Source organism: Magnetospirillum sp. XM-1, from assembly GCF_001511835.1.
In the GTDB taxonomy this organism is placed as follows: domain Bacteria; phylum Pseudomonadota; class Alphaproteobacteria; order Rhodospirillales; family Magnetospirillaceae; genus Phaeospirillum.
Genome location: NZ_LN997848.1, coordinates 4,469,704 through 4,489,020 on the forward strand (window position 1 = coordinate 4,469,704; position 19,317 = coordinate 4,489,020).

At 67.1% G+C, this 19,317-nt stretch carries 18 protein-coding genes; 4 read left to right on the forward strand and 14 right to left on the reverse strand.

Annotated elements, in window-relative coordinates:
• Window positions 1-97: 97 nt before the first annotated feature.
• Complete coding sequence (locus XM1_RS20430; protein WP_068436730.1) at window positions 98-2,014, forward strand: TonB-dependent receptor domain-containing protein; 1,917 nt, start codon at window positions 98-100, stop codon at window positions 2,012-2,014.
• Window positions 2,015-2,153: 139 nt separating this feature from the next.
• On the opposite strand, the gene XM1_RS20435 is transcribed toward XM1_RS20430, so the two are convergent.
• From XM1_RS20435 to XM1_RS20455, 5 genes are all read right to left on the reverse strand, one after another.
• The gene (locus XM1_RS20435; RefSeq protein WP_082700627.1) at window positions 2,154-3,266 is read right to left on the reverse strand and encodes an HD domain-containing phosphohydrolase; all 1,113 of its coding nucleotides are present in this window, start codon (window positions 3,264-3,266) and stop codon (window positions 2,154-2,156) included.
• Window positions 3,266-3,901, reverse strand: a complete 636-nt coding sequence (locus tag XM1_RS20440) for a hypothetical protein (protein WP_068436732.1) — start codon at window positions 3,899-3,901, stop codon at window positions 3,266-3,268. The genes XM1_RS20435 and XM1_RS20440 overlap by 1 nt, the downstream gene beginning before the upstream one ends.
• 379 nt (window positions 3,902-4,280) lie before the next feature.
• Window positions 4,281-5,003 (reverse strand): acetoacetyl-CoA reductase, encoded by a 723-nt coding sequence (phbB, locus tag XM1_RS20445; RefSeq protein WP_068436734.1) that lies wholly within the window; start codon window positions 5,001-5,003, stop codon window positions 4,281-4,283.
• Window positions 5,004-5,146: 143 nt separating this feature from the next.
• Window positions 5,147-6,319: an acetyl-CoA C-acetyltransferase gene (locus tag XM1_RS20450; RefSeq protein WP_068436737.1), complete on the reverse strand. Its 1,173-nt coding sequence runs from the start codon at window positions 6,317-6,319 to the stop codon at window positions 5,147-5,149.
• Window positions 6,320-6,456: 137 nt separating this feature from the next.
• Window positions 6,457-7,560, reverse strand: a complete 1,104-nt coding sequence (locus XM1_RS20455) for an alpha/beta fold hydrolase (RefSeq protein WP_068438099.1) — start codon at window positions 7,558-7,560, stop codon at window positions 6,457-6,459.
• Between the two features lie 510 nt (window positions 7,561-8,070).
• Between XM1_RS20455 and phaR the strand changes: the two genes are divergently transcribed.
• A complete protein-coding gene (gene phaR, locus XM1_RS20460) occupies window positions 8,071-8,634 on the forward strand; it encodes a polyhydroxyalkanoate synthesis repressor PhaR (protein ID WP_068436739.1) in 564 nt (187 codons plus the stop codon).
• A 131-nt stretch (window positions 8,635-8,765) separates the two neighbouring features.
• On the opposite strand, the gene XM1_RS20465 is transcribed toward phaR, so the two are convergent.
• The 7 genes from XM1_RS20465 to XM1_RS20495 all read right to left on the reverse strand — a co-directional run bounded on the left by XM1_RS20465 (window position 8,766) and on the right by XM1_RS20495 (window position 17,065).
• On the reverse strand, window positions 8,766-10,064 hold the full coding sequence (locus XM1_RS20465; protein WP_068436746.1) for a pitrilysin family protein: 1,299 nt from the start codon (window positions 10,062-10,064) through the stop codon (window positions 8,766-8,768).
• A 1-nt stretch (window position 10,065) separates the two neighbouring features.
• On the reverse strand, window positions 10,066-11,472 hold the full coding sequence (locus tag XM1_RS20470) for a pitrilysin family protein (RefSeq protein ID WP_068436748.1): 1,407 nt from the start codon (window positions 11,470-11,472) through the stop codon (window positions 10,066-10,068).
• A 107-nt stretch (window positions 11,473-11,579) separates the two neighbouring features.
• Complete coding sequence (locus XM1_RS20475) at window positions 11,580-12,152, reverse strand: DUF3035 domain-containing protein (protein ID WP_068436750.1); 573 nt, start codon at window positions 12,150-12,152, stop codon at window positions 11,580-11,582.
• Window positions 12,153-12,156: 4 nt separating this feature from the next.
• Window positions 12,157-12,675, reverse strand: a complete 519-nt coding sequence (gene lspA, locus XM1_RS20480) for a signal peptidase II (RefSeq protein WP_082700628.1) — start codon at window positions 12,673-12,675, stop codon at window positions 12,157-12,159.
• Window positions 12,676-15,522, reverse strand: coding sequence for an isoleucine--tRNA ligase (ileS, locus tag XM1_RS20485; RefSeq protein WP_068436753.1), 2,847 nt, complete (start codon window positions 15,520-15,522; stop codon window positions 12,676-12,678). It lies immediately after the preceding gene.
• A 9-nt stretch (window positions 15,523-15,531) separates the two neighbouring features.
• Window positions 15,532-16,521, reverse strand: coding sequence for a bifunctional riboflavin kinase/FAD synthetase (locus XM1_RS20490; RefSeq protein ID WP_068436758.1), 990 nt, complete (start codon window positions 16,519-16,521; stop codon window positions 15,532-15,534).
• Between the two features lie 109 nt (window positions 16,522-16,630).
• Complete coding sequence (locus tag XM1_RS20495; RefSeq protein ID WP_008616671.1) at window positions 16,631-17,065, reverse strand: MaoC family dehydratase; 435 nt, start codon at window positions 17,063-17,065, stop codon at window positions 16,631-16,633.
• Between the two features lie 169 nt (window positions 17,066-17,234).
• On the opposite strand from XM1_RS20495, the gene XM1_RS20500 reads away from it, so the two are divergent.
• Together XM1_RS20500 and XM1_RS20505 are read left to right on the forward strand one after the other, a co-directional pair.
• Window positions 17,235-17,510, forward strand: coding sequence for a hypothetical protein (locus XM1_RS20500; protein ID WP_068436762.1), 276 nt, complete (start codon window positions 17,235-17,237; stop codon window positions 17,508-17,510).
• Between the two features lie 12 nt (window positions 17,511-17,522).
• Window positions 17,523-17,966, forward strand: coding sequence for a hypothetical protein (locus XM1_RS20505; RefSeq protein WP_068436764.1), 444 nt, complete (start codon window positions 17,523-17,525; stop codon window positions 17,964-17,966).
• Here the strand turns inward: XM1_RS20505 and XM1_RS20510 are convergent.
• Together XM1_RS20510 and XM1_RS20515 are read right to left on the reverse strand one after the other, a co-directional pair.
• The gene (locus XM1_RS20510; RefSeq protein ID WP_068436766.1) at window positions 17,950-18,390 is read right to left on the reverse strand and encodes a thioesterase family protein; all 441 of its coding nucleotides are present in this window, start codon (window positions 18,388-18,390) and stop codon (window positions 17,950-17,952) included. The genes XM1_RS20505 and XM1_RS20510 overlap by 17 nt on opposite strands.
• A gap of 15 nt (window positions 18,391-18,405) precedes the next feature.
• Window positions 18,406-19,302, reverse strand: coding sequence for a DMT family transporter (locus tag XM1_RS20515; RefSeq protein ID WP_068438105.1), 897 nt, complete (start codon window positions 19,300-19,302; stop codon window positions 18,406-18,408).
• Between the last annotated feature and the right edge of the window lie 15 nt (window positions 19,303-19,317).

Consider the following 19,317-nt stretch of genomic DNA (forward strand, 5'->3'; position numbering starts at 1 on the left):
GAGTGCAATGCTTGTGGCTGGATTGGCTTGCCTTTCCCATGCCGATCCGATTACCTCTACCGTCATGAGAAGGGGGCGTAATCATAATCGAAGCCTGTTGCGCAAGCTGCCGGTCCTGGCGGCGCTGATGGCGATTGGCGAGCAGTCGGAGGCGGGCGAGCCGCCCAAGCTGCTGCCCGATCAGTCCTTCGTCGACACCCGCTACATGCCGCGCCATGCCGGACAGGACGTCCCGCCCCTCATGCTGCTGACCGACCTGCCGGTGGCCGAGCCGCTGATGCCGGCCAAGACCGCCTGGCCCGTCGAATTTTTCGCCCAGCGCCGGGCCGTGGCGGCGGCGGCATCGAACAATGCCGTGCTGACCGGCGGTTTCCAGGGCAACGGCAACGTCTCGACCGAAGCCGGCCTGGCCAATACCGAGATCGGCGACGGCTCGGTCTGGGGCGGCCTGCGCCACGACCACGTCAAGCCCTACGAGGACGGAGCCGGCCAGCGGGTCAATTACGGCTATGACCGCGTCAACAGCCAACTGGCCGCCAGCTGGCGCCCCGCCCCGCAAAGCCGCCTGTCCGGCTTCGTCATGCGCGACGCCTTCTCCAATCACCGCATTCCCAATTACGGCATCGACGCCACCCGCCTGGACCGCTATCTCGCCACCACGGTGTTCGAGCACAAGCCGGTGGAGTCCAAGCTGGACCGCATCGAGACCGGCATCGTCTTCGACGCACTCAGCTACGACGCCGACAACACCTCGCTGCGCGACCGGGGCAGCCTGGGCCTCAAGTACAACGGCCTGTGGGCCACCACCCGCGGCCTGGCCCGCGGCGAGTTCACCACCGGGGCCTTCCGCAACACGGTGACCGCCGATTTCGGCCTGTTGAAGTACAATATCGACATCGACGCCCTGTATCCGGCCCAGGGTCAGGCGGTCCACCGCATGCCCGACGTCCAGACCCTGCAGGCCGGCCTGACCTGGGCCACCGCCACCCGGCTGTCGCCCCAGGATTCGCTGGCCGCCGCCCTTCGCCTCGACGCCATCCATTCCGACGCCAACGACCGCAGCCAGATGCCGCCGGTGTCAGGCAGCGGCGCCACGTCCTTCCAGGTCACGCCGCAGCAATTGTGGAACAGCTATTACGGCAACAACAACAAGTCCAGCCCGTCCAACCTCAACCTCAGCGGTCGCGTCCTGCTGGCCCACGACACCGAGGATAAGACCGGGCGGCTGCACATGGATTTGCGGCGCGCCGTGCGCAGCCCCGACGCCGGCGAGCGCTTCTACGCCAGTTCCGGCCCCGCCGCCCTCACCCAGGTGGGCAACCCCCAGCTCGATCCCGAGGCCCATCACCGCCTGGAATTCGGGGTGCGACAGGATTTCGGCGGCTTCAAGGGCAATTTCGCGCCGGGCAATCCGGCGGGATCGTGGCGGGTGGCGGCCACCGGCTACGGCGACCGGGTGGTGGACTTCATCACCGCCGACCGCGCCCATGGCCAGCCCGGCATCCTGAAAAGCGACGGCGCCATCGTCTACCGCAACGTCGAGGCCTATCTGGCCGGCGCCGCCCTGGAGGGCTGGTGGCAGATGTCCGAATCCTGGTCGGCGCGGGCCAGGCTGTCATGGACCCGGGGCGAGAATCTCACCGATTCCCGCCCGCTCTACCAGATTGCCCCGCTGGACGGCGAGATGGTGGTCGAGCATCGGCGCGAGCTGGCCCCGGATACCGTGGGATCGGTGGGGGCGCGGCTCAGCTTCGCCGCCAGCCAGAACCGCATCGACGCCTACACCTCGTCCGGCTCGGGCCAGGACACGGCTGGCGCGACGGCCGGCTGGGCCCTGCTCGACCTGTTCGCCGGAGCGGCGCTGGGCAGCCGGGCGGCCATCACCGCCGGCATCGCCAACCTGCTGGACAAGCACTATCACCTGCACGTCAACCCGCTGCCGCAAAGTCCCACCACCAAACTGCAGTGGGCTCCGGGTCGCAGCGCCTTCGTCCAGGCGTCGGTCAGCTTCTGAAGGCCGAGCTCATGGTAGCTCGGCTAGGCCCAAGGGGCCGCGCGGCTTGTGCCGCGGGAGCCAAGGCCGCCCTCCAGCTTTGCTAGACATGCACGCCGTTGCGTGCCGGCCGCCCGGCGATTGAGGGCATGAAACAAAGTCACGCCGTCGGCGTGGCGGCGTCCAGCAGCATGGCGCGGAACAGGGCCAGGAGGGACAGGTCGATCTCGCCGCCCATGCGCTCGGTCATCAAGGTCAGCGCATCTTCCGGCGACATGGGCTCCTTGTAGACCCGGCGGTCGGTCAGTGCCCCGAAGATGTCGACGATGGAGGCCATGCGGGCCAACTCGTTCAACTGCGAGCCCTTGAGCTGGCCGGGATAGCCGTTGCCGTCCAGCTTCTCGTGGTGCTGGGCGGCGATGGTCAGCACGCCCTTGGGCAGGCTTTCGCACAGCTTCAGGTAATCCACCGATTTCGGCACATGGCTGCGCATCACCTGCAATTCGCCGTCGTCGAGGCGGCCGGGCTTGTTCAGCACCTCGTGCGGGATGGTCATCTTGCCGATGTCGTGCAGCAATCCGCCGCTGGCCAGCAGGCTGAGGTCGTCGCCCTTGAGCCCGATGGTATGGCCGAACAGCGACAACAGCGTCGCCACCCGCAGCGAGTGGACGTAGGAGTAGTTGTCGTGGCCCTTGACCCCGTTGAGGATCACCTTGAAATCGTGGTTGCTGACCGCGTCGACCAGCGGGCCGCAAGCCTCGTTGATCTCCTGGTAGACCAGGGGTTCGCCCTTGTCGATCAGGTCCGAGATGTTGTTGAAGCTGTCCACCGTGCGGCGCAGCGATTCCTTGTAGTGCGGCGCCAAATTCTCCCAGCCCGCCTCCACCGATTTATTGACCAGCCCCGAGATGGTCTTGATCAGGGTCGAACGGCGATAGGGCTTTTCCAGACAGGCGTCGGTGTCATAGGCGGCGCTGCCCAGCTGCTGGATGGGGCGGGCCAGCGTGCGGATGATGGGCACCCCTTTCAACAGCCTGCGGGCGGTCGCGATGGGATCACCCCCCAGGCGAGGCAGCGCCTTTTCGTCCAGCAGCACCACGCAGGGCGGCGATCCCGACAGGCTCTCCATGGCCTGGTCGAACTGCTCGAACGCCGCCACCTGATAGAACGACGTCAGGGCGGCGGCCACCTGCTGGCGATGGCCGGCATGGGCGTCCACCACCGCCACCAGAATCTTGCGGGAATGCTCCGCGGCCGGCATGGGCATGGCCATCACGCGCCCCCTCCCTGCCGGGCCGCCGTGGCCGGCTGGCCGAGATCGAAGCCGCGCAGGGTATGCTGCAGCGTCTCGCGGATGCGGTCGGTCTGCTCGGCGCTGGGCCGAGCACCGGTCGGACTGGGCTTGCTCATGGCCTGGACCCAGACCCACTGGCCGGGAGGCGTGTCGAGAAAGCGCAGCAGCCGGCGCAACGCATGGGCCAGCACCTGGGCCGCGCGGCTTTCGGCATAGAAGGTGTCCCACACCAGATTGTGTCCATGGACCACCAGCAGGCTTTGCAGAATGGCGCGGCTGTGGCGGTCGTATTCGGCGTACTTGTCGCCGCACGCCGCCTCCAGCACCTCGAAGTAATTGCCGAGGAAGGGCCGGGGATAAGCCGGCGGCTCCCCCGACAGCAAGGTCTCGAACGGGCGCACCATCAGGCGGCGAAACGGATTGTCGCGGCTGGACGCCTTGCCCCGCCCCGGCTGGAATCTCAGGCGGCAGGCCTTTTCCAGGGAATCGAAGGCCACGTCCAGTTCATAGGTGCCGCGCCCCACCAGCTTCAGGATCTTGATCGCGTCCTCGACACGCACCAATCCGTCACGGGCGGTTTCGCGCAACAGGCGTTCCAGGACGCCGGACACCACGGCGGCGGCCCCGTAGCAACCGCGGCCGTCACTGCCGCAGGATGCCCCGCCCCCTTCTGTTTCCGTTGAAATTCTTCGGCCGCCGCCTGAACTATTCATGACCCCATCTCATGTCATGCGAAAATCCCATATCTTGAGTATGGGAATATTAGTGGGGATACACAACATTCAGAGGGTGACGAACCTTAACCGAATCTTGCATATTCCAGGACCGACATTGACGATCCGCCGAGATACAGGATTCACCCTACCACCGAAGCCTATAAAGGACCTCCGCGCACCCTGTTCGCATATGCCATTTACTTCCTTTGTATGAATAAAAAAGGCCCCCGTCCCAGGGGACAGGGGCCTCGTCCATTCGCCCGAAGGCGAAAACGGATCAGTACATGTGCTGGCCGCCGTTGACCGACAGGGTCGAGCCGGTGATGAAATCGGCCTCGTCGGCGATCAGGAACATGACGCAGCGCGCGATGTCCTCGGCGCGGCCCAGACGGCCCACCGGGATCTTGGCGATGATCTTCTCCAGCACCGCCGGCGGCACGGCGCGGACCATGTCGGTGTCCACATAGCCCGGCGCGATGGCGTTGACGGTGATGTTCTTGGCGGCGCCTTCCTGGGCCAGGGCCTTGGTGAAGCCGTGGATGCCGGACTTGGCGGCGGCGTAGTTCACCTGGCCGTACTGGCCGGCCTGGCCGTTGATGGAGCCGATGTTGACGATGCGGCCGAAGCCCCGCTCGCGCATGGAATCGATGGTGAGGCGCGCCATGTTGAAGCACGAGGTCAGGTTGGTGTGGATCACGTCTTCCCACATCTGATAGCTCATGCGATGCAGGGTGGCGTCACGGGTGATGCCGGCGTTGTTGACGATAATCTCCACCGGGCCGTGCTCGGCGACGATCTTGGCGATGGCGGCCTCGCAGGCGGGGTAGCTGCCGACGTCCCACTTCATGGCGGGAATGCCGGTCTCGGCGGTGAACTTGGCGGCCGCCTCGTCATTTCCGCCGTAATTGGCCACCACCTTGTAGCCGGCCTTCTTCAGGGTCACCGAAATCTCGCGGCCGATGCCGCGGGTACCGCCGGTCACAATTGCTAAACGACCCATGGACTTCTCCTCTATTACTGTGTCTCCGCTCGGATCTTTGAAGCCGGATTGGCCCGGCGCGTCCGATCTTGTATTTCCGTCCTGTGAAAAGCCGGGGAGCCGCCGGGCGGGCGCGGCTCCCCTTTTTCTAAAAACCTAAGGGATCAGCGCTCGACGCAGAGCGAGATGCCCATGCCGCCGCCGATGCACAGCGTGGCCAAGCCCTTCTTGGCGTCGCGGCGGGCCATTTCGTACAGCAGGTCCACCAGGATGCGGGCGCCCGAGGCGCCGATGGGGTGGCCGATGGCGATGGCGCCGCCGTTGACGTTGACCTTCGAGGTGTCCCAGCCCATGCCCTTGTTGACGGCGATGGCCTGGGCGGCGAAGGCCTCGTTGGCCTCGATCAGGTCCAGGTCCTCGTGCTTCCAGCCCAGCTTGGCCAGCAGCTTCTGGGTGGCGGGGACCGGGCCGTAGCCCATGGTGTTGGGATCGGTGCCGGCGGTGGCCCAGCCGGCGATGCGGGCCAGCGGCTTGATGCCGCGCTTGTCGGCCTCCTTGGCGGTCATCAGCACCAGGGCGGCGGCGCCGTCATTGATGCCGGACGCGTTGGCGGCGGTCACCGTGCCGTCCTTCTTGAAGGCGGGCTTCGGCTTGGCGATCTGGTCCATGGTGGCGCCGATGCGGATGAACTCGTCCGTGTCGAACTGCTTCTCCTCGCGCTTGACCATGATGGTCACCGGGGTGATCTGGTCCTTGAAGCGGCCGGCCTTCTGGGCGGCCTCGGCCTTGTTCTGGGAGGCCAGGGCGAAGATGTCCTGCTCCTCGCGGGTGATCTGGTACTTCTCGGCCAGATTCTCGGCGGTGATGCCCATGTGGATCGGGCTGAAGGCGTCGGTCAGGCCGTCCTTGATCATGGTGTCGGCGAATTCCAGGCCGCCCATCTTGACGCCGCCGCGCAGGAACGCCGCGTGCTGGGCGTTGCTCATGCTTTCCTGGCCGCCGGCGACGACGATGTTGGAATCGCCCAGCTTGATGGCCTGGAAGCCCAGCGCCACGGCGCGCAGGCCCGAGCCGCACAGCTGGTTGATGGCCATGGCGGTGGCTTCGGCCGGCACGCCGGCCCTGATGGCGGCCTGGCGGGCGGTGTTCTGGCCGCAGCCGGCGGACAGGATGTGGCCCAGAAGAACCTCGTCGACGGCCCCGGCCTCGACTCCGGCGCGCTTCAGCGCCTCGCGGATGACGATCTCGCCCAGCTGGGCCGCCTGAAGGCCGGCCAGCGAGCCGCTGAACGAGCCAACGGCGGTACGGGTGGCGGCGGCGATAACAATGTCGGTCATGAGCTTGGAGTCTCCTAAGGTGGGTATGGGGCCGCTCAAAGGCAGAACTGCTTGGGGGAGGGGGATTTCTGGCATCGTTCCAGAAACATGTCTCCCCCCGCTGTCATAGCGCTTCGGTTACCCCTTATGCAACCAGTCTAATTGCCTGCCCTGCGGTGCAGCCAGCGCATGAGCGGCCCATAGACCTCGGTCTTGGCGCGTGGTCCGGTCAACATGCCAACATGTCCACCGGCCAACCGCATCAGCTTGGCACTTGGGATGCGTTCCCACAATGGTAAAGCTGAGACCGGCGGCACAATCCTGTCCCGCTTGGGGATCATCACCAGGGTGGGAACCGTAACACTCTCGGGGTTGACAGGACTGCCTTCGATACACCAGCGCCCCTGGGCGGGATCATTTTCCCCGTACCAGCCGAACAGGCATTCGCGCGCCACCGGACCGGCCAGCGGCACGCCGTCATTGGCCCAATCCTCCAGCGCGACAAAGTCGCGGGCGGCGGCGCTTTTGCCATTCAGGCGGGCGAAGGCGGTGAACTTGCGCACGGCGAGGCCGGGGTCCAGTCCGGCGAACATGGCCTGGAGCATGTCCACCGGCACTTCGCCCACTCCGTCGATCAGGGTTCCCATGGGCTGGGCCAGGGCCTTCATCAGCACGGAATTGGCCTCGCGCCCCACCACGAAGTCGAAGGGGGTGGCCAGCAGCACCAGGGCCGACACCGCGTCGGGCCGCCGCTGGGCCAGGGCCAGGGCCAGCAGGCCGCCCATGCAATAGCCCACCGCCGCCGCTTTTTTCCCTGTCAGGCGCACCACCTCGTCCAGCGCCGCTTCCAGGCGGCCGGCGATGTAGTCGGTCAGGGTGAAGCTCCGCTCCGCCTCGCCCGGCGCGTCCCAATCCACCAGGAACGGGGCCAGTCCCTTGGCGGCGAGATAGCGCATCAGGCTGCGCTTTTGCGAAAGGTCCAGGATGTAGGCGCGGTTGATCAGCGAGGGCACCACCAGCACCGGCGGGCCGTCGCATCCGGGCTGGCGGTAGTCGCGCAAGGACGTGGTGCCCTGGCGCCAGACTTCCGGGGCCGGGTCGAGGGCGCGGCGATAGGGGTGGTGGCGATAGGCCTCTATCCCCGCCAGGAAGGAATCATGGCGACGCGCCGATTCGGCGGCGACCTCCGCGTCAAGCCGGGTCCAGGCGTCGGGTCCGGCCTCCGCGAGGCTTTGCGTCAGGTTTCGGCCCGCCTCCACCAAGGGCGGCCTCCAGCCGAGCGACCCGTCCTTCAAGTGCGGCAAGGCGGCGCGCGAGCTCATCAGGGTCGAGGCGTGGGTCATCAGATGCAGGGCCAACGGGCGGGGCCCCGTTCGCGGTGCTGGGCTGCTGGGTCCGCTCATCGGCTTTCGGCCCATTGTTGGGTTGATTGACCTTCAGCCCGGTGGCCTGGGCCACGGCTGCGGCGCTTTGAGTCATCAGGGCGACGCCGCGGGCGACAGCCTCGGCCAGAGCGGGGTCGGCGGCCACGGCCGCCACCTGCTCCTGCCACAGGTCGAGATAGCGGCGCGCAAGCGCCTGGAAATCGGGCGGCGCATTCGACATGGGCGGATCATAGCCCAGCCCCCCGCCCTTGACCATATGGTGCGACGCCATATCGCATCAGCGAAAGAAAATTGTTGCTAATCGACGCGACACGTAAAATTCTGTTACTACTGGTGCAATGCAGCGGGCAATGCAGCCCGCCCGACAGAATCGAGACGAAAACGCAGATGTCAGAGTCCCAGACCTCCGCCAAGGCCCCGATCACGATCAAGAAGTACGCCAACCGTCGCCTGTACAACACGGCGACCAGCAGCTACGTCACCCTGGACCATCTGTCGCAGATGGTGAAGGACGGCGACGACTTCGTGGTCTACGACGCCAAGACGGGCGAGGATATCACCCGCTCTGTCCTGACCCAGATCATCGTCGAGGAAGAATCCAAGGGCGGACAGAACCTGCTGCCCATCAGCTTCCTGCGCCAGTTGATCGGCTTCTACGGCGATTCGCTGGGCGGGCTGGTGCCGCGCTACCTGGAATATTCCATGCAGGCCTTCTCCCACAACGAGACCCAGATGCGCGACTACATGCGCAACGCGCTGGAAGGGATGTTTCCCTTCGGTCCGTTCGAGGAGATGGGTAAGAAGAACATGGCCTTCATGGAAAGCGCCATGAAGATGTTCAGCCCCTTCTACCCCCAGGGCGCCGACGGCTCGTCGCCCAAGGTCGAGGATCTGCAGGCCAGCGTGTCGGCCCTGCAAAAGCAGATCGACCAGTTGACCAAGAAGAAGTAGGGCCCCTGCGGGCGAGACGCCCGCGCTCCGAACTCGATGCGGGCGAGACGCCCGCGCTCCGAACTCGATGCGGGCGGGACGCCCGCGCTCCGGCCGGATGTGGAGCGCGGGCGTCCCGCCCGCTTGTTCTCCTACTGCGCCGGCTTCCCCACCGCCACGAAAGACAACCCGTCCGCGTCGAGCAGACGCTTGGCGACTCGCCGCGCATCCTCCAGGCTGACCGCGTCGATCACTGCCGCCCGGCGGTCGAGGAAGTCGATGCCCAGGCGGTCCATCTGCATCTGAACCAGCAGGCCGGCGATGGCGGTGGTGGAATCCTGGGACAGCGGGAACGAGCCGTTGAGATAGGTCTTGGCGTCGGCCAGTTCCTTCTCGGTGGGCCCCTCGTCGTGCATGCGGCGGAACTCGGCCTTGATCAGGCCGACGCTTTCGGAAAAACGCGCGTTCAAGGTGGCCACCGAGCCGACGATCAGCCCGGAATGGGCATAGGGCGACAGGTAGGACGTGACGGAATAGGCCAGGCCGCGCTTTTCGCGCACCTCCTCGGTCAGCCGCGACGAAAAACCGCCGCCGCCCAGGATGTAGTTCACCACGTAAGCCGCGTACCAGTCGGGATCGTCGCGCTTGAGGCCGGGCAGCGCGAACAGGGCGGTGGTCTGGGGATTGTCCTTCGGGATCACCGCCAGCCCGGCGGGGGGCTTGGCCGCCACCTCGGCAATGTCGCCCAGGGGACCGGTGGCGGGCAGGCCGCCGAACACCTCGTCCAGGCGACGCGCCAGTTCGTCGGGCGCGATGTCGCCCACCACGCCGACCACCAGCCGGTCGCGGGTCAGCTGCGCCCGGACCAGGGCCCGCAGGTCGGCGATCTGGATGGCCTTGACCGTCTCGATGGTGCCGCGCGGCGAACGGGCATAGGCGTGGCCGGCGAAGGCGGCCTCGAACAGCCGGCGCGAGGCCTGGGCGCCGGGGTCCTGGCTTTCGCGCATCAGCCCGGCCAGCAACTGGCCGCGAATGCGCTCCACCGGCTCCTTGTCGAAGCGCGGCTGGGTAAGCGCCAGACGGAACAGCTCGAAGGCGGTGTCCTTGTTCTCCGACAGGGTCTTCAGATGCCCGGCGAAGCTGTCGCGGCCGGCGTTGAAGCCCAGCGTGATGACCTTGTCCTCGAGGATCTGCTGGAAGGCCTGGGAATCGTAGGGCCCCGCCCCTTCGTCCAGCAGGGCGGCCATCATGCCGGCCAGACCGGACTTGGCCGCCGGGTCGTGGGCGGCGCCGCCCTTGAAGGCGACCTCCATGGCGATGATGGGATTGGAAGGATCACGGACCAGCCAGGCCTCGACACCCTTGGGGCTGGTCACCTTCTCGACGGTGACGGCGCCGGCGGGCAGGGCGAACAGCAGCAGGCCGAGCAGAACGGCAACAGGACGCAGCATCTCAATGCACTCCCTTGGCCGGAGCCGATGGCGGCATCACGGCGCGGACCTGGCCCGGCTTGGCGGCAGCCGGGTCGGGCAGCAGCAGCCCGGTCACCGAGGAGACCGGATTGAACACGGCCGCCGCGGCCTTGGCCACCTGTTCCGGCGTCACGGCAGCGATGCGATCGGGCCAGGCTTCCACCTCGTCCACCGTCACCCCGGAGGCCAGGGCCTGGCCCAGGGTCTGCGCCCCGGTGTGGAGCGAATCGCGGCCATAGGCGGCGCTGGCCCGCAGGCGGGCCTTGGAGCGTTCGACCTCGGCGGCGGAGAAGCCCTCCTTGACGATGCGGGCCAGTTCCTGCTCGATCAGCGCCTCCAACTTGTCCAGCGGCACGCCGGGACGCGGCGTCGCCGCCACGCGGAAGGTGGTGCGCCCCACCGCGACGGGATCGTAGGAGGTGCTGATGGCCGCCGCCGCCCCCTTCTCCACCACCAGCGAGCGGTAGAGCCTGGACGTGGCGCCGTCGCCCACCAGATCGGCCAGAACCTCCAGCGGATAGGCCTGATCGCGGTCCCCGGCGCCCAGGCTGGGGGCGAGGTAGAGACGGCTCCACGACGGCTGGGCGACACGGCCGTCCTTGAGCGTGATGCGACGCTCGGCCCGGTGGGGCGGTTCCTCGGTGCGGGCGCGCGGCGGCGTGTCGGCGCGGGGAATGACGCCGTAATACTTCTCCGCCAGGGGGCGCACCGTCTCGGCCGTCACGTCGCCGGCCACCACCAGGATGGCGTTGTTGGGGGCGTACCAGCGGCGATAGAAGGCCAGCGCGTCGTCGAGCGACAGCGCGGCGATCTCGTCGGGCCAGCCGATGACCGGGCGGCGATAGGGAGAATTGAGGTAGAGCGCCGCCTCCATCTGCTCGCCCAGCAGCGCGCCCGGATTGTTGTCGGTGCGCGAGCGCCGCTCTTCCAGCACCACGTCGCGCTCGGTGCGGAAATTGGCCTCGTCGAGGACCAGATTGCGCATGCGGTCGGCTTCCATGCGCATCACCAGTTCCAGCTTGTCGGCGGCGACGTTCTGGTAATAGCCGGTGTAGTCCGACGAGGTGAAGGCGTTGTCGCGGCCGCCGTTGCGCGCCACGATCTTGGAGAACTCGCCGGGCGGCACGCTGGGCGTGCCCTTGAACATCAGGTGTTCCAGCAGATGGGCCAGCCCGCTCTTGCCCGCCTCCTCGTCGGCGGCGCCCACCTTGTACCAGACCATGTGGCTGACGATGGGCACCCGGTGGTTGGAGATCACCACCACCTGCATGCCGTTGGAAAGGGTGAAGGTCGCCGGATCGAACACCCGGGCATTGGCCGGAGAAGCGGCGGGGACAGCGACCAGCACGGCGGCCAGCACAAGCGCGCACAAACGGATGGGGCTCATCGGGCCTCCTGATGATCAGACGCGACGGATATGGGACGGAACAGGATGCTTGGCAAGCAACCTGAACAAAACGTCATGCCGGGCACCCGGCCCGGTCACGGCGGGGGCTAGTTGAAGACGCCTTCCAGCCAGGCGCGCTTGCGGCGCTGGACCTGGGGTGTCTCGCCGTCGGACACCGACTTGCCGAGCGCCTGGTTCTCGCGCAGGCGCTGGGTCTCCTTGGCGGCGTCCACGGGGGTGCCGGGAGCCTCGGGCTTGCGCCAGAACATGATGCGCTCCTGGAAGCTCTTATCCGCGTCGACCAAGGCCTGGGATTCCTTGTTCACCAGCACGCGGATGTCGGGCTGGATGGAATCGGCGCCCACCCGCTTCATCATGGCGACGTCGCCGGCGGTGCGGCCCTCGGTGGAAATGGGGGTGCCCATGCGGCTGCCCGTCAGGATGTTGCGGGCCTGGTCGCGGGTCGTGCCCTCCTGCGGGCGGACGGCGCCCGGCTGCGGCGGCCGCAGGGTGAATTCCGGCGGCATGGACAAGGGCGCGCGCTGCACCACCTGGAACTCGTCCGGCGGCTGCTTCTCGTAGCCGAGCGAACGCTTGACGTCGGTGCAGGCGGACATCGCCACCGTCGCGGCTAAGGCGGCCAGGGCAATCAGTCGGGCGGTGGTGCGGTTGGTCTTCATGGTCCTAATTCTTAGACGAATCGCGCGCGCCAAACAAGGAGTCCACGACGAGAAAAACGGCGCCGACGGTAATGGCCGAATCCGCCACGTTGAAGGCCGGCCAGTGATAGCCCGCCACATGGACGTCCAGGAAGTCCGCCACCGCCCCGAAACGGGCGCGATCGATGACGTTGCCCAGCGCGCCCCCGATGATTCCGCCCAGCGCCACCTGGACCAGCAGGGTCTCGGCCTTGGCCAGCCAGAAGGTCATGGCGGCGCAGATCACCATGGCCAGGGCCGAGAGAATCAGCGCGTTCCATTCGCCGCTATTGTTGCCGATGCCGAAGCTGACGCCCCGGTTCCAGGCCATCACCAGATCGAAGACCGGCAGGACCTCGATCCGGGTGGCGGAATAGAACGGCGTACCCTCCACGCCTTCCGGGCGCATGACCTTCTCGATGATCCAGTACTTGGAGAGCTGGTCGAGAACGATGATCAGGGTGGCGACGGACAGGCCCCGGGGCAGCGCGTTGGAGAGAACCACTCAGCCCGCCTCCACCGCGTCGGAGCACCGGTGGCAGACGCCTTCGTGCTTGGCGGAACCCACCTCGTGCAGCACCTTCCAGCAGCGCTGGCATTTCTCGCCCTCGGCCGGATTGGGAGCGACCGAGACGCCGGGCACCTCAGGCAACTGGAACTCGCCTTCGGCGGGCAGGCCGTCGATGACGCGGATGCCCGACGTGATGCAGATCTCCGCCATGTCGAGGCCGGCCAGCAGTTCGTGGATCTCCGACGACACGGTCAGGCGCGGGCTGGCCTGCAGGGAGGAGCCGATGCGCTTTTCGCGCCGCTCGATCTCCAGCGCCCCGGTGACCACCTTGCGCACGTCGCGGATCCTGGCCCACTTGGCGGCCAGGTCCTCGTCCCGCCAATCGGCCGGAATCGCGGGGAACAGCTCCAGATGCACCGAGCCGTCGTCGGAGGGATGGCGGGCCAGCCACGCCTGCTCGGCGGTGAAGCACAGGAAGGGGGCCAGCCACTTGGTCAGGGTGTCGAGCACAATGTCCATCACCGTGCGCGCCGCGCGGCGGCGCACCGACGACTGGGCGTCGCAGTACAGCGCGTCCTTCCGGATGTCGAAGTAGAAGGCCGACAGGTCGACGGCGCAGAAATTGTGCAGCTCGGTGAACAGCCCGTGGAACTGGAAGCCGTCGCAGGCGGCGCGGAACTGACCGTCCAGCTCGGTCAGGCGGTGCAGCACCCAGCGCTCCAGCTCGGGCATCTCGGCCACCGGCAACGCCTCGGCATCCGTGAAGCCGTCCAGCGCGCCCAGCAGGTAGCGCAGCGTGTTGCGCAAGCGGCGGTAGATGTCCACCTGGGTCTTCAGGATCTCCGGCCCGATGCGCAGATCGTCGGAATAATCCGAGCCGACCACCCACAGACGCAGGATGTCGGCGCCCATGGAGCCCACCACTTCCTGCGGCGCCACCACGTTGCCCAACGACTTGCTCATCTTGCGGCCGTCCTCGTCCAGGACGAAGCCGTGGGTCAGCACCGCGTCATAGGGTGCGCGGCCGCGCGTGCCGCAGGATTCCAGCAAGCTTGAATGGAACCAGCCGCGATGCTGGTCCGAGCCTTCCAGATAGAGCGAGGCGGGCCAGGACAGGCGCGGCCATTCGTCGCCTTCCAGCACGAAGGCGTGGGTGCAGCCCGAATCGAACCACACGTCGAGAATGTCGGTGACCTTGTCGTAATCCTCGGCCTTGTATTCAGGCGCCAGGAAGCGCGACGGATCGGAGGTGAACCAGGCGTCCGAGCCCTCGGCCTTGAAGGCTTCGACGATGCGTTCCATCACCTTGGCGTCGCGCAAGGGCTGGCCCGACTTCTTGTCCACGAACACGGTGATGGGCACGCCCCAGGCGCGCTGGCGCGACACGCACCAGTCGGGACGATTCTCCACCATGGAGCCGATGCGGTTGCGGCCCTGGTCGGGCACGAAGCGGGTCTCGGCGATGGCCGAAAGCGCCTTGGCCCGCAGGCCCGTGCTCTCCATGGAGATGAACCACTGGGGCGTGTTGCGGAAGATCAGCGGCGCCTTGGAACGCCAGGAATGGGGGTAGGAATGCTCCACCTTGCCGTGGGCCAGCAGATTGCCCGCCGCGGTCATGGCCTCGATCACCGGCTTGGCGACGGGGGAGTAGTACTTGCCGTTCTTGCCCTGGTTCAGCACCTCCATCCCGGCGAAGATCGCCACATGGGGGAAGTACTTGCCGTCAGGCTGCACGGTGTCGGGGATGGCGATGCCGTGTTCCTTGCCCAGATGCCAGTCGTCCTCGCCGTGGCCCGGCGCGATGTGGACGAAGCCGGTGCCGGTGTCGGTGGTGACGAACGAGCCGGCCAGCAGCGGCACCTCGAAATCATAGCCGCCCTTGGCCTGCTCGTGGAACTTCAGCGGGTGATGGCAGACGGTGCCGGCGAGGTCAGAGCCTTTGAAGCGGGCCAGTTCCTTGAAGGCGCACTTGGAATCCTTGGCCACCTGCTCGGCCAGGTCGGCGCACAGCACCAGCTTCTCGCCGGGCTGGGCGAGGCCGGTCTCGCAGGATTCGACCTCGACCAGCACGTAGTCGAACTCGGCCCCATAGGCGATGGCGCGGTTGCCGGGCATGGTCCACGGCGTGGTGGTCCAGATCACCACCTTGGCGCCGTCCAACGTGGGGCAGCAGGCCTTGACCACCGGGAACTTGACCCAGATGGTGATGGAGGTGTGGTCGTGGTACTCCACCTCGGCCTCGGCCAGCGCGGTCTTCTCCACCACCGACCACAGCACCGGCTTGGCGCCCTTATAAAGGGAACCGTCCAGCAGGAACTTGCCCAGCTCGGCGGCAATCACCGATTCGGCGTGGTTGGTCATGGTGGTGTAGGGATGGTCCCAGTCGCCGGTGATGCCGAGGCGCTTGAACTCTTCCTTCTGGATGGCGATCCACTTGGCGGCGAACTGGCGGCATTCCTCGCGGAAGGCGACGATGTCCACCTCGTCCTTGTCCTTGCCGGCTTCGCGGTACTTTTCCTCGATCTTCCACTCGATGGGCAGGCCGTGGCAGTCCCAGCCCGGCACGTAATCCGCATCCCTGCCCAGCATCTGCTGCGAGCGGGTGATCACGTCCTTCAGGATCTTGTTCAGGGCGTGGCCGATGTGCAGGTTGCCGTTGGCGTAGGGCGGGCCGTCGTGAAGAATGAACTTCTCCCGGCCCTTGGCGCTGGCGCGCAGGCGTCCGAACAGGTCGATCTTCTCCCAGCGGGCCAGCAGCTCGGGCTCCAGCTTGGGCAGTTCGCCCTTCATGGGGAAATCGGTCTTGGGCAGGAAGACGGTATTCTTGTAATCGACGCTCATGATCGGCTCTCAGACATCAGGATCGACGGGCACCATGGGCCCGGCGGCGGCGGAAAACTTGCGGGCGGCCAGCATCTTGCGGCCGGTCTCCACGTCGGCGGCGATCTGGCGGGTCAGTTCGTCCAGGCCGCCGAAGCGGCGTTCGGGACGGACATGCTCGACCAGCGCCACCCGCAGGTGGCGGCCGTAAAGGTCCTCGTCGAAGTCCAGCAGGTGGACTTCCAGCAATTCGTCGGTCTTGTCGAAGGTGGGCCGGCGGCCGAAATTGGCGACGCCGTCGTGCCAGACGGTGGCGCCGCCCTTGTCGATGCCGGCGCGCACCGCGTAGACCCCGCCGGCCGGGCGCTGATACTCGCCAAGCCGCAGGTTGGCTGTGGGAAAGCCCAGCAGGCGGCCACGGGCGTCGCCGTGCTCCACCCTTCCCTCCACCTCCCAGTAATGGCCCAGCAGGCGGGCGGCGGCGTCGGGGCGGCCGGCCACCAGATGGTCGCGCACGGCGGTCGACGAATAGGTCTCGCCGCTATCGGACATGGCGGGCGGCACCACGGTGACGCCGAAGCCCGATTCCTCGCCGCATTTCTGCAAGAAGGCGCCGGTGCCCATGCGGCCCTTGCCGAAGACGTAGTCGTAGCCCACCACCACATGGCTGGCCTTGAGGCAGCCGACCAGCACGTCGCCGACGAATTCCAGCGCGGTCATGGCGGAGAAATCGCGGTCGAAATGCTGCTGGTAGAGGAAATCGGTGCCCAGCGCCTCGATCAGGCGGGCCTTGACGCGAAACGGCGTCAGGCGGAAGGGCGGCTGGTCGGGATTGAACAGCGAGCGCGGATGGGGCTCGAAGGTCATCACCGCATGGGCCACACCCAGTTCGGCGGCGATGCGCCGGGCGGTCAGGATGACGGACTGATGGCCGAGATGGACGCCGTCGAAATTGCCCAGCGCCACCACGCAACCGCGGTGGTCGGGGGACAGTTCGCCGCAATGCCGGATCAGGCGCATCTTGAAGACTGGACCTCAGGAAAAAACCGAGGGCCAAGGGGTAGTGCAAAAGGCCTCGAAGCGCAAGACTTCCCCCTCTCCCGCCATGGAGAGAGGGGGTGCCTTGGCCTCAGCCCTTGGACGGGACCATCAGGGTGGCTTCGCCGTCCATGACGATCTTGCCGGCCACCGAGCAGGTGGTCTTGAAGGTGGCGAACTTCTTTTCCGGGGTCAGCGCGGTGACCTCGACGCGGGCGGTGACGGTGTCGCCGATGCGCACGGGGGCCTTGAACTTCAGCAGTTGCGAGACGTAGATGCAGCCCGGGCCGGGCAGCTTGGTGCCGAACACGGTGGAGACGAACGCCGCCGACAGCATGCCGTGGGCGATGCGGCCCTTGAACATGGTCTGGCTGGCGAATTCCTCGTTGATGTGGACCGGGTTGAAATCGCCCGACACGCCGGCGAAGGCGACGATGTCGGCCTCGGTCACGGTCTTGGCGAAGATGGCCGACTGGCCGACCGACAGTTCCTCGAAATACATTCCGTTCAGCGACTCGCCGCTCATCCTTCGTCTCCACATTTATGGTTGTTGCTGCGACGCAGCGCAAAGCGCCGGCGGAGTATAGACGGACGGGGGGCGATCCTCAACCGAGGGATTGGAGACGTTCAAGCCTTGCCTTGGACGCCCGCCTGTGGCCGAATGCCGGCCATCCAACGACCGAGCGTGGCCCGCCTTGACCTATCGCCTGATCCTCCTGCTTCCGCTGCTGCTGGGCGCCTGCGCCGCCGGCAACCCCTGGGTCAACCCGCAGATCCCCAAGGACCAGTGGGACCGCGACTATTCCGCCTGCCGCCGCACGGCCGACCGCGATTCCGGCTACCGCGACGACGGCCGCGACGGCTACAGCCCGACGCGGGACTACGAGCGCGCCCAGGCCAAACGCATATACGACGCCAGCATCAACGCCTGCATGCGTTCGCTCGGCTATTTCCCCGCCCCCAAGAAGTAAGGATCCCAGCCCATGCGCCGTGCCGCCCTGGCCCTTTGCTGCCTGCTCGCCGCCCCCGCCCTGGCCGAGGACCTGCCCAAGGGCCCCAAGGCGCCGCCGCCCGAGCCGCTGCCCGACGCCACCTGCGACACCACCAAGGCCGATTCCGGCGAATGGCTGCTGGGCCGCTGGGTCGCCCCCTACTCCAAGTGGGAATTCAAGCGGGACGCCCAGGGCCTGGCGTGGAAGCTGGAGCAGAAGCCCGACATCAACCGCGACCTGGGCTACAAGCAGGGAACGGTGATCGAGGGCAAGGTGGAGGCCATCAGCCCCTGCACCCTGAAGCTGACGGCCACCGAGAACGGCGAGACCACCTTCGCCTTCGAGGGCGTGCGCACCGAGGACGGCAAGATCTACGGCTACGCCCTCAACAAGGCGGGCCAGAACGCCCGCTGGACCCTCAGGCGGGAACGCTGATCATCATCTTCTCGATCCGCGCCCGCAAATCGTCGGGCAAGGGCGTCGAGCGCCGCGTTTCCTGATCGGCCAGCACCAGCACCGAATCGGCGACGGCCACGCAGCGATCGCCCACGAACACGCCCTGGCCCAGATGGAAGGACGAGCGGCCGATCTGGGTCACGCCGGTGCCGATGCGCACCTCGCCCGGCCAGTGGATCTCGCCCAGGAAGTCCAGCACCAGCCGGGCGATGACCATGAAGGTGCCGGGCGGCGTCAGCGGCCGGCCCGGCTCCAGCAGGAATTGGGTGCGCCCCGTCTCGCAGAACACCGAGAACGCCACGTTGTTGATGTGCCCCTGGGCGTCGGTGTCGCAATAGCGAAGCGTCTCGCGACACCAGTGGGGGTAGATGGCGGAATCCTTCAGGTCGGGCTTGGCGGTCATCTCGTCTCTCATGACTCAGGCTGGGCAGGTGCGCCGCCGCGACGGCAGCATGGAGAATATCACGGCGGCGATCACCACGGCACCGCCGCCCAGCTGCGCCGGATTGGGGGGCGTGCCGCCCAGCGTGGCGATGATGGCGGCGAAGACCGGCACCAGATTGAGGAACAGGGCGGTGCGCCCCGCGCCCAGGCGGGTGATGGCCATGCTCCAGAACAGATAGGCCAGCACAGAACCGGTCACCGCCATGGTCAGGAGCGCCGCCCCCGCCTTGGGCCCGGGAATGACGAAAACCGATCCCTCCAGCATTGCGGCGGCGGCCAGCACCAGGGCGCCGGCGGTCATCATCACGGTGGTGTTGGCCATCTGCGGGCCGGGCGGAGTCAGCTTGCGGGCCAGCACGTTGTAGGCCGCCCAGGCCAGATTGGCGCCCAGCATCTCCAGGTCGCCGAAGCCGAATTCCATGGCGCCGCCGGCCGCGCCGCCGCCCAGGATCACCATGGACACGCCGGCCAGCGCCACGGGAATGGCGGCGATCTGGCGGCCGGGCAATTGCTCGCCCAGGAACAGCGCCGCCAGCAGGGCGGTCAGCAGCGGATTGGTGGCCATGATCAGCGCGCCGTTCACCGCCGAGGTGGTGCGCATGGCGTCGAAGAACAGCAGGTTGAAGCCGGCGATGCCCACCACGCCCACCAGGGCCAGCCGGCCGCCGTAACGCCGGGCCGTTCCCAGCATGGCGGAGAACTCGCCGCGCCAGGCGACGAGGGCCGCCATGATCAGCGCCGCCAGGACGAAGCGCCCGGCCGCCGCGCTCATGGGCGCCATGTCGGCCAGCACCGGTCCGGCCAGATTGAAATTGGCCCCCCAGAACAGGGCCGACAGGGCGGCAAGGGCATACAGCGCGGTCTGGCCCATGGGAGCCTCCATTGA